The sequence below is a fragment of the Gelidibacter sp. genome (genome assembly GCF_035515035.1).
GTDB lineage: Bacteria > Bacteroidota > Bacteroidia > Flavobacteriales > Flavobacteriaceae > Gelidibacter.
Genome location: NZ_DATJCA010000030.1, coordinates 37,338 through 46,486, shown reverse-complemented (window position 1 = coordinate 46,486; position 9,149 = coordinate 37,338). Strand labels below are relative to the sequence as shown.

Sequence of the window (9,149 nt, the reverse complement as noted above, 5' to 3'; positions counted from 1 at the left end):
CTTTGGAAGGTTGAGGCCTTTACACACCAATGCAGTTATTTTTGCCTTTGTAGGTAATGCCATTTTTGCTGGGGTGTACTACTCATCACAACGGTTACTGAAAGCCAGGATGTTCAGTGACACTTTAAGTAAAATCAACTTTTGGGGATGGCAATTAATCATTCTTGCTGCGGCAATTACACTGCCATTGGGTTATTCAACTTCAAAAGAATACGCTGAACTAGAATGGCCAATTGATATTGCCATTGCAGTGGTTTGGGTTGTTTTTGGCTGGAACCTTATCGGGACCATTTTAAGAAGAAGACAACGCCATTTATATGTTGCGCTCTGGTTTTATATTGCCACGTTTGTTACAGTTGCCGTACTTCACATATTTAATAGTTTAGAGATACCGGTCAGTGCTTTTAAAAGTTATTCTGTTTATGCTGGCGTGCAAGATGCCTTGGTACAATGGTGGTATGGCCATAACGCCGTAGCGTTTTTCTTGACCACGCCATTTTTAGGATTAATGTACTATTTCGTCCCTAAAGCAGCCAACAGGCCTGTATACTCATACCGACTTTCCATAGTCCATTTTTGGTCTTTGATCTTTATTTACATTTGGGCAGGACCGCACCACTTACTATACTCAGCTTTACCAGAATGGGCACAAAATTTAGGTGTCGCATTCTCGGTTATGTTACTAATGCCTTCATGGGGAGGGATGATCAACGGACTCTTGACCCTTCGTGGTGCTTGGGACAAGGTACGGACTGATCCTGTTTTAAAATTCATGGTGGTGGCTATTACCGGATACGGGATGGCTACGTTTGAAGGGCCAATGCTATCGCTTAAAAACGTAAACGCCATCGCACATTATACCGATTGGATTATTGCGCACGTACACGTGGCAGCCTTGGCTTGGAACGGATTTTTAGCGTTTGGAATGATTTATTGGTTGATCCCGCGATTGACCAAATCAAAACTCTATTCAATAGGTTTAGCAAACGTCCATTTCTGGATCGGAACTTTAGGGATCATCATGTATGCCTTGCCATTATATGTTGCTGGTTTTACCCAAGCAAGTATGTGGAAACAATTTAATCCTGACGGTACCTTGGTTTACGGTAACTTCTTGGAAACTGTTACTGAGATTATGCCAATGTATTGGATGCGTGCCATTGGGGGTACGTTATTCTTGGCAGGAGTGATCGTCATGATCTACAACGTTATTCAAACGGTTAGAAAAGGTAGCGAAGTGACTGACGAGCTTGCAGAAGCGCCAGCCTTACAACGCGTTTCAAAAGGCATGGTAGCTGGCGAGCACTGGCACAGCTGGTTAGAGCGTAGACCTGTTCAATTGACCATTGGAGCAACAATAGCCATCCTTATTGGCGGTATCGTTCAAATTGTACCAACCTTAGTGATTGATTCAAACATTCCAACCATTACAAGTGTTAAGCCTTATACTCCGCTTGAGCTTGAAGGTAGAGATCTATATATTAGAGAAGGCTGCGTTGGCTGTCACTCTCAAATGATTAGACCGTTTAGGGATGAAGTAGAACGCTATGGTGAATTCTCAAAAGCCGGCGAGTATGTTTATGACCATCCATTCCTTTGGGGAAGTAAACGTACGGGACCTGACTTGCATAGAATTGGCGGCAAATATTCTGACAGTTGGCATTTTAACCACATGTATGATCCGCAGAGTACGTCTTCTGGATCTATTATGCCGGGTTATAAATGGTTGATTACGGATAAATTGGATAAGTCTGTGACCGAAAGAAAATTGAGAGCCATGATGACCCTTGGAGTACCATATACTGAAGAAGACGTAGCAAATGCACAACAAAGCATGACCGAACAAGGGACAAAAATTGAAGAGAATCTTTATGGGGATCCAGCTTTTGCTGAGGCCTACGAAAAAGATAAAGCGAACGGTGGCGCCGATTTTGTTGAAATGAGAGACCGTGAGATTGTGGCAATTATTGCCTATTTACAGCGCCTTGGCACTGATATTAAAGTTAAAGATTTAGAAACAACACAAAACTAAACCATTATGCTGAAATATATAAAACACCATATGGACAGTATTTCAGGGATTGAAATATACCCCATGATTTCCTTGCTGATATTTTTCATTTTTTTCGTTGCTCTTTTTTGGTGGGTAATTACCGCAAAAAAAGAATATATCGACAGAATGAGCGAGATTCCTTTAGACAATCAAAATGAGACACAATTATGAGAAATTTGATTCCATCATACGTTAGAGTACCCTTGTTGTTTTTTATAATCTGGGGTATTATAGAACTATTTGTGGGCACCCCGCACCATCCCGCATTTATGAACAATCCTATGATTGTATTGTTCTTGGGGTTGGTATTACTTCTCATATTAGGTATTGAGGCTATCCTGGCCGCTTTGGAGAATGTGATGTTTCAAAGTTTGGATGAAGCCGCCAAGGCCAAATATTTAGCGACTAAAAAATCAACTCCTGGAATAGTGGATTGGGTTAAAAAAACCTATGTCAAAATGTTGGGTTCCAAACCAATTGAGAAAGAAGGAGAAATTATTCTAGACCACGATTATGACGGCATCAGAGAATTGGATAATGATCTTCCACCATGGTGGCGTTATGGTTTTTATGCGTCCATAGTGTTCGCAGCGATTTATATGTTGCGGTTTCACGTGTTTGACGGCGCTAACCAATATGACGAATTAGAGTCCACTTTAGAAATTGCCAAAATGGAGTTGGAAGAGTATAAAAAGAATGCCAAAGATTTGGTCGATTTCGATTCTGTAACCGTAATGACCGACCCTGCCGATTTAGCAAATGGAAAAGTGGTTTATGAAGCCTATTGCGTTGCTTGCCATATGCCAGATGGTGGTGGTGGAATTGGTCCAAACCTTACCGATGAACATTGGATTCTGGGTGGTGGAATCAAAAATATTTTCCACACCGTCAGTGAGGGTGGCCGTAGTGGAAAAGGGATGGTCCCATGGAAGTCAACTTTAAAACCAATAGAAATTGCCCAGGTATCAAGTTACATCCTGACCTTCCAAGGTACAACACCCGCAAATCCAAAAGAGCCAGAAGGTGATATTTGGGTAGAAGAATAATTTATAATTACTCGGGATTTTATTTTGAAAAACCGATCATATCCTTCGGGATAAAATAAAAAAACGTGGAAACACCTAATAACGAAAGCTTTAGAGATTCAATAGGCACACTTACAGAGGAAGGTAAACGAAAATGGGTATTTCCCAAGAAACCAAGCGGGAAATTTTACGATTATCGAAAATGGGTGAGTTACGTCCTTTTGGCTTTCTTTTTGTCAGCCCCATTTATTAAAATTAACGGCAACCAGTTCTTAATGTTCAACATTTTAGAACGCCGATTTAATATTTTTGGATTCCCTTTTTGGCCTCAAGATTTTCATCTTTTTGTCATATCAATGTTGATTGGTGTGATTTTCATCGCACTGTTTACGGTGGCCTTTGGCCGAATTTTCTGCGGATGGATCTGTCCACAGACCATTTTCATGGAAATGGTCTTCCGACGGATTGAATACGCCATTGAGGGCGACAGAGGTGCACAGATGCGTTTGGATCGACAAGAGTGGAATGCAGAAAAGATCAGGAAACGCGGATTTAAATGGTTTCTATTTCTAGTGATTTCATTTATCATTGCCAACGTGTTTTTAGCGTTTTTAATAGGCAGTGACAAATTGTTGGTCTATATCGCGGAAGGTCCCGTAGCACATGCCAGCACGTTACTTCCCTTGCTTATTTTTACAGGGGTCTTTTACTTTGTATTTGCATGGTTTAGAGAGCAAGTATGTATTATAGCCTGTCCATATGGGAGACTACAAGGCGTTTTATTGGATAACAAATCGATCGTTGTTGCTTATGACCACAAGCGTGGTGAAGGTGAAAACGGCCGGAAAAAATTCCGAAAAAATGAAGATAGGGAAGCTCTTGGCTTTGGAGACTGTATTGATTGTTTTCAGTGTGTGAATGTTTGTCCCACCGGTATTGACATTAGAAATGGCACCCAATTGGAATGTATCAATTGTACGGCTTGTATTGACGAATGTGACCATATAATGGAGAGCATCAATCTTCCAAAGGGTCTGATTAGATATGCCAGTGAAGAAAATATTGAAAAGAAAAAGAAATTCGAATTTACACCTCGATTAAAGGGGTATTCTGCAGTTTTAGTGATTTTGACCGGTCTTCTTATTGGGATGTTACTCTTAAGAAATGATGTGGAAGCTCGAGTTTTAAGACTTCCCGGTCAGTTGTACGAACATAAAGAAAACAATATGATCAGTAATGTCTTTACTTATAAACTGATCAACAAAACCACAAGAGATATTCCGGAAATTAATTTCAAATTAAGAGGATATAATGGGGTTGTTAAGGTGGTTTCTGCAGAGGATCGCTTTATCGTTCCCATGCAAGGTTTAGCCGAAGGGACTATGTTTATTGAAATTGATCAGAGTGAATTAAAATCCGATAAGAATAAAGTAATGATTGAGGTTTACAGTGATGACGAATTGATTGAAACAACATCCGTCAACTTTTTGGGACCAAGAAGCTATAATTAGCGTAGCAGAAAAAGAACGAAATAAGCGGAGAGGTTTTACTCCCAAAGAGTCAGGACATGTGGGTTTGAGAAATTAGGTATTAACGAATTAAAAAGAGATGTCTGCCTTCGTAGGCATCTGAGAAATTATGAAAATTAATTGGGGTACAGGGATTGTGTTGGCGTTTATATTTTTTATAAGCTTTATAATGTATTTTGTTATTTCCATGACGGTCAACAAGAAGTATGAACATGACTTGGTTGTAGAAAACTACTATAAGCAGGAATTGGAATTTGAAAAGGAAATCAACAAACAGAAAAACGCACAACATCTAAAAGAAGATATTACCTGGAAACGTGTTCCGGAAGGAGTTGTTCTTACCTTTCCAAATGACATGGAACCTTCAGAAGTTACAGGAAAAGTATTCCTATATAGACCATCTAATAAACAATTGGACTTTGAAAGTGAAATTTCATTGTCTGACCATAATTTGCTCATACCTGACAAACGTTTATTAGGTGGTCGTTGGAATATAAAGGTCGATTGGCAATACAAAGAAGATTTATACATCTACAAAAAGGAAATCGTTTATTAAATGCTCTGGTCTGCCGTCATACTTGGTGTTTTAGGAAGTTTTCATTGCGTTGGCATGTGCGGTCCGATTGCTTTTATGTTACCGGTAGATCGTGAAAATTCCGCAAAAAAAGTATTCCAGATTTTCACGTACCATTTCGGTCGGATATTAGCCTATAGTATTATTGGTCTTTTCTTCGGATTGGTGGGCAAAAGTCTCTATATTTTTGGCCTACAGCAACAACTCTCCATAGGTATCGGAATATTAATGATTGTAGTCGTGCTCATGCCTACAAGCATCTTCAACAAATATAATTTTTCAAAACCTATCTATAAGCTGATTTCTAGAGTAAAAAGAGCTTTAGGCCAAGCGTTCAAGAAAAAAACTGCCGACACCTTTCTTACCATCGGATTTCTCAATGGCTTTTTACCGTGTGGATTGGTCTATATGGCCGTTTTTGCTTCCTTAGCCATGGAAAGTACCCTTAAGGGGAGTTTATACATGGCCTTGTTTGGTATAGGTACCATCCCGTTAATGACCTCAGCAATCTATCTTGGAAAATTTCTGAATACGAAAGTAAAGCAGCGAATTCAAAAAGCAATTCCCGTATTTGTGGTGGTTATAGGCATCTTGTTTATTCTTCGGGGCATGGGGCTAGGCATTCCATACATCTCTCCTGCCCCTGTTGTTGATATGGTCCAAGGAAATATTAACTGCGACTAATGATTTCAATTTAAAATATCATAGAAAACTTTAATGTGGATAATTTTGTCCGAATTGAATATTATTGTATATTTGTTTAACTTAAAAAGAAATTCAAATGTTTTCAAAAGCTTGCGAGTATGGGATCAAAGCATCAATTTATATAGCCTTGAACTCTTATGATGGTAATCGTGTCAGTTTAAAGGAAATAGCTAAAGAAATCGATTCCCCAGAAGCATTTACCGCAAAAATACTTCAAGCCTTAGTAAGGGATCGCATTATAAATTCAGTAAAAGGCGCTTATGGTGGATTTGAAATTCCAAAAGAACAAATCTCATCCATTAAACTCTCTCAAATTGTCAATTCCATAGATGGTGACAGCATCTACCATGGCTGTGGTTTAGGTTTAAATGTCTGTGATGAAAATCACCCCTGCCCGGTGCACGAACAATTTGCCACCATCCGTAACGATTTAAAAAAGATGCTCCAAAGCACAAATCTTGAACAATTGGCTTTGGACATCAAATCTGGAGCTTCCTTTTTAAAAGTTTAGATAACATTAAAAAAATTGAATATAAATAGGATAAAACTATCCGAAATAATAATTGTCTAATTAATAAGAACCCAAAATAATCCTTGATTATTGAGGATGGGAATAATTTTATGGAAACATTACATAAAGACGCACAAAAACAGATCGGTCAATTTGTGGCTGACGATTTTAGAACTGCAGCTGTATTTTCTAACTACGGTATCGATTTTTGCTGTAAAGGCGACAGAACTGTCGAAGAAGTTTGTAAAAAAAACAATATTGAGATTGAGGAATTACTGGGCAAACTGCTAGAAATTCAAATTTCAAACACCCAGCAATCCATCGATTATAAGTCGTGGCCATTGGATTTGTTGGCAGAGTACATTGAGAAGAAACACCACCGCTATGTTGAAGAAAAAGCGCCAGTTTTACGTCAATTCTTAGATAAACTATGTAAAGTGCACGGACAAAGACATCCTGAACTTTTAGAAGTTACCGCACTCTTTATAGGATGCGCCAAAGAAATGGCATCACATATGAAAAAAGAAGAGCTCATCCTCTTCCCTTTTATAAAACGTATGGTCAAGGCACAAATGGAAGGCACTAAAATTGAGTCCCCGCAGTTTACCACGGTTGAGAATCCAATTGCATTGATGAAACATGACCATGAACTGGAAGGCGATCGTTTCAGAAAAATTGTGGAATTAACCAATAACTATACGCCACCTGCCGATGCTTGCAACACCTACAAAGTAACCTATGCCATGTTGGATGAATTTGAGAAGGATTTGCATTTGCACATACACTTGGAAAACAACATTTTGTTCCCTAAAGCTATTCAGCTGGAACAGACTCTTAATTGATTTTGGTTTTAATTGTTGAAGACACTTCCTTTTCGTTTCTAAACCTGCTGTGGTATTGAATGTTTCTTTGAGGGAAAACAAGATCCACATAATAGGAAACGATAGGAAGTGTTTCTTTATTAAACATTGAAATTTTCAATGCAAAACATTTTGTGAAATGACCGAAGAATTCTACTTTGTAAATTCTTTATTAGTCAAAAAAAATCCTATCATAGTGGATTCACTTCTTGAGTAATGAAAACCTCTTAAATGCAAAAAAAACTTGTTATTGTCTGTCTCATAAACTTTTTGGTCGCGGCCATTATGGGATTAATGTTACGATATGTTTTTGTGATTCCTCTTCATGAATTTGTAAAACCGTTACCTTTTGAATTTAGGAGCCTAATGCATGCCCATTCCCATGGCGCCATGTTGGGCTGGGTCTATCTCATGTTATATGTTCTGATAGTCCATCATTTTATTCCAGATAAAAAACCGGTTTACAACCGTTTATTTTGGCTCACGGAGGTTGCGGTTATTGGTATGATGGTCAGTTTTCCATTTCAAGGGTACGCTGCAATATCTATCAGTTTTTCAACCTTACACATTGTTTGTAGCTACTTGTTTATCCGAGTGATCTGGAAAAACCATAAAATCACTGCCAAGCCTATCCGGTTATTACTGAAGGCGTCCTTAGTGTTTATGTTCATTTCAACCATTGGTATTTGGTGTTTAGGTCCAGCTGCCGCCATGTTAGGGATAGAATCGGCGTTTTTCCAAACAGCCATTCAATTTTTCCTGCATTTTCAATTTAATGGTTGGTTTATGTTTGCTGTTTTAGCGATTTTCTTGCAGCAATTTCACATAAAGAACACCACAGTGTTTCAGCGTTTTTTCATTACACTTATTGCCTCTACCGTGCTGACCTTCGCTTTACCTGTCAGTTGGTTTGCGTTTCATCCCATGCTTTTATGGATCAATGGCCTTGGCGCATTTTTACAGCTTTTAACAGGCTATTATTTCATTCTCTTGTTGCGACCTCATTGGGAAGATTTCTGGCTCAAAACACCAACCTTAATCAAATGGATGTACGCCTTGGCGCTCATCTCTTTTATTCTTAAAATAGCCTTGCAAACAAGCTCCATCGTCCCTACCATTTCTCGAATGGCGTATCAATATCACAATTTTGTTATCGGTTTTATCCATTTAATGATGTTGGGTGTCATCACCGGATTTTTGTTTGCATTTCTTTTAAGTTCTTCGCTGATTTCTCTTAAAAGTAAATATTTGACCTTTGGCATCTATTCCTTTACTATTGGATTCATTACTACTGAGGTTTTATTGCTTATCCAAGGTCTTTTTTACTATTTTGACCTTGGGATGTTGCCCAATTATTATTTGCTACTTTTTATTAGCAGTATTCTTTTGCCTTTAGGCATTTTATTTTTCATCTTAAATATTTTCAATCATGAACCCAAAACCATTAAAACGACATAAAGCACTTCAACCTTTTAGCAGAGAGCACCATCATGGCTTATTGCTTTCTTGGAAGATCAGAAGTGGATTCAGCAAAAACATAGACATAGAACGCATTAAAACTTATGCCGATTGGTTTTTTAAAAATGAATTAATCCCACATTTTGAACTTGAAGAAAGCCACATCTTCCCGCTTCTAGATGCCGATAATGACTTGATAAAACGTGCGTTGGCTGAGCATAGACGCTTAAAACGTCTCTTCAATGATGATAAAGATATTGAAAAGTCTTTGCACAAAATTGAAGAAGAATTAGAACAACACATCCGTTTTGAAGAACGCATCCTATTCCCGGAGATACAAAAAAACGCTACAGAAGAACAATTGGCCCTCATTGCCGATATCCATCACGATGAACGCTTTGTTGATAATATGGACGATGCGTTCTGGCTCTAAT

At 38.4% G+C, this 9,149-nt stretch carries 10 protein-coding genes; all 10 read left to right on the top strand.

Annotated features, from left to right (window positions below; all coding sequences use genetic code 11):
• Positions 1 to 2,032 (top strand): cytochrome-c oxidase, cbb3-type subunit I (gene ccoN / locus VLZ86_RS02665; RefSeq protein ID WP_325448450.1); only part of this gene is annotated, 2,032 nt, incomplete at its 5' end.
• Between the two features lie 6 nt (positions 2,033 to 2,038).
• Positions 2,039 to 2,224, top strand: coding sequence for a CcoQ/FixQ family Cbb3-type cytochrome c oxidase assembly chaperone (locus VLZ86_RS02660; protein ID WP_325448448.1), 186 nt, complete (start codon positions 2,039 to 2,041; stop codon positions 2,222 to 2,224).
• The gene (locus VLZ86_RS02655) at positions 2,221 to 3,099 is read left to right on the top strand and encodes a cbb3-type cytochrome c oxidase N-terminal domain-containing protein (protein ID WP_325448446.1); all 879 of its coding nucleotides are present in this window, start codon (positions 2,221 to 2,223) and stop codon (positions 3,097 to 3,099) included. Before VLZ86_RS02660 ends, VLZ86_RS02655 begins: the two co-directional genes overlap by 4 nt.
• Positions 3,100 to 3,164: 65 nt before the next feature.
• A complete protein-coding gene (ccoG, locus tag VLZ86_RS02650; protein ID WP_325448444.1) occupies positions 3,165 to 4,589 on the top strand; it encodes a cytochrome c oxidase accessory protein CcoG in 1,425 nt (474 codons plus the stop codon).
• Positions 4,590 to 4,716: 127 nt separating this feature from the next.
• The gene (locus VLZ86_RS02645) at positions 4,717 to 5,163 is read left to right on the top strand and encodes a FixH family protein (RefSeq protein ID WP_325448442.1); all 447 of its coding nucleotides are present in this window, start codon (positions 4,717 to 4,719) and stop codon (positions 5,161 to 5,163) included.
• Positions 5,164 to 5,865 (top strand): sulfite exporter TauE/SafE family protein, encoded by a 702-nt coding sequence (locus tag VLZ86_RS02640; RefSeq protein ID WP_325448440.1) that lies wholly within the window; start codon positions 5,164 to 5,166, stop codon positions 5,863 to 5,865.
• A 97-nt stretch (positions 5,866 to 5,962) separates the two neighbouring features.
• Positions 5,963 to 6,397, top strand: a complete 435-nt coding sequence (locus VLZ86_RS02635; RefSeq protein ID WP_325448438.1) for an Rrf2 family transcriptional regulator — start codon at positions 5,963 to 5,965, stop codon at positions 6,395 to 6,397.
• 110 nt (positions 6,398 to 6,507) lie between these two features.
• Positions 6,508 to 7,239 carry an iron-sulfur cluster repair di-iron protein gene (ric, locus tag VLZ86_RS02630; RefSeq protein WP_325448436.1) on the top strand — a complete coding sequence of 244 codons (732 nt, stop codon included), beginning with the start codon at positions 6,508 to 6,510 and terminating at the stop codon, positions 7,237 to 7,239.
• Positions 7,240 to 7,488: 249 nt separating this feature from the next.
• Positions 7,489 to 8,715 carry a hypothetical protein gene (locus tag VLZ86_RS02625; protein ID WP_325448434.1) on the top strand — a complete coding sequence of 409 codons (1,227 nt, stop codon included), beginning with the start codon at positions 7,489 to 7,491 and terminating at the stop codon, positions 8,713 to 8,715.
• The gene (locus tag VLZ86_RS02620) at positions 8,687 to 9,148 is read left to right on the top strand and encodes a hemerythrin domain-containing protein (protein ID WP_325448432.1); all 462 of its coding nucleotides are present in this window, start codon (positions 8,687 to 8,689) and stop codon (positions 9,146 to 9,148) included. The genes VLZ86_RS02625 and VLZ86_RS02620 overlap by 29 nt, the downstream gene beginning before the upstream one ends.
• Position 9,149: the final 1 nt, after the last annotated feature.

What these genes read in the sequence shown, in the direction of transcription:
- VLZ86_RS02660 (WP_325448448.1), top strand. Translation starts at nt 2,039, where the DNA reads ATGCTGAAATATATAAAACACCATATGGACAGTATTTCAGGGATTGAA.
- VLZ86_RS02655 (WP_325448446.1), top strand. Translation starts at nt 2,221, where the DNA reads ATGAGAAATTTGATTCCATCATACGTTAGAGTACCCTTGTTGTTTTTT.
- VLZ86_RS02645 (WP_325448442.1), top strand. Translation starts at nt 4,717, where the DNA reads ATGAAAATTAATTGGGGTACAGGGATTGTGTTGGCGTTTATATTTTTT.
- VLZ86_RS02640 (WP_325448440.1), top strand. Translation starts at nt 5,164, where the DNA reads ATGCTCTGGTCTGCCGTCATACTTGGTGTTTTAGGAAGTTTTCATTGC.
- VLZ86_RS02635 (WP_325448438.1), top strand. Translation starts at nt 5,963, where the DNA reads ATGTTTTCAAAAGCTTGCGAGTATGGGATCAAAGCATCAATTTATATA.
- ric (WP_325448436.1), top strand. Translation starts at nt 6,508, where the DNA reads ATGGAAACATTACATAAAGACGCACAAAAACAGATCGGTCAATTTGTG.
- VLZ86_RS02625 (WP_325448434.1), top strand. Translation starts at nt 7,489, where the DNA reads ATGCAAAAAAAACTTGTTATTGTCTGTCTCATAAACTTTTTGGTCGCG.
- VLZ86_RS02620 (WP_325448432.1), top strand. Translation starts at nt 8,687, where the DNA reads ATGAACCCAAAACCATTAAAACGACATAAAGCACTTCAACCTTTTAGC.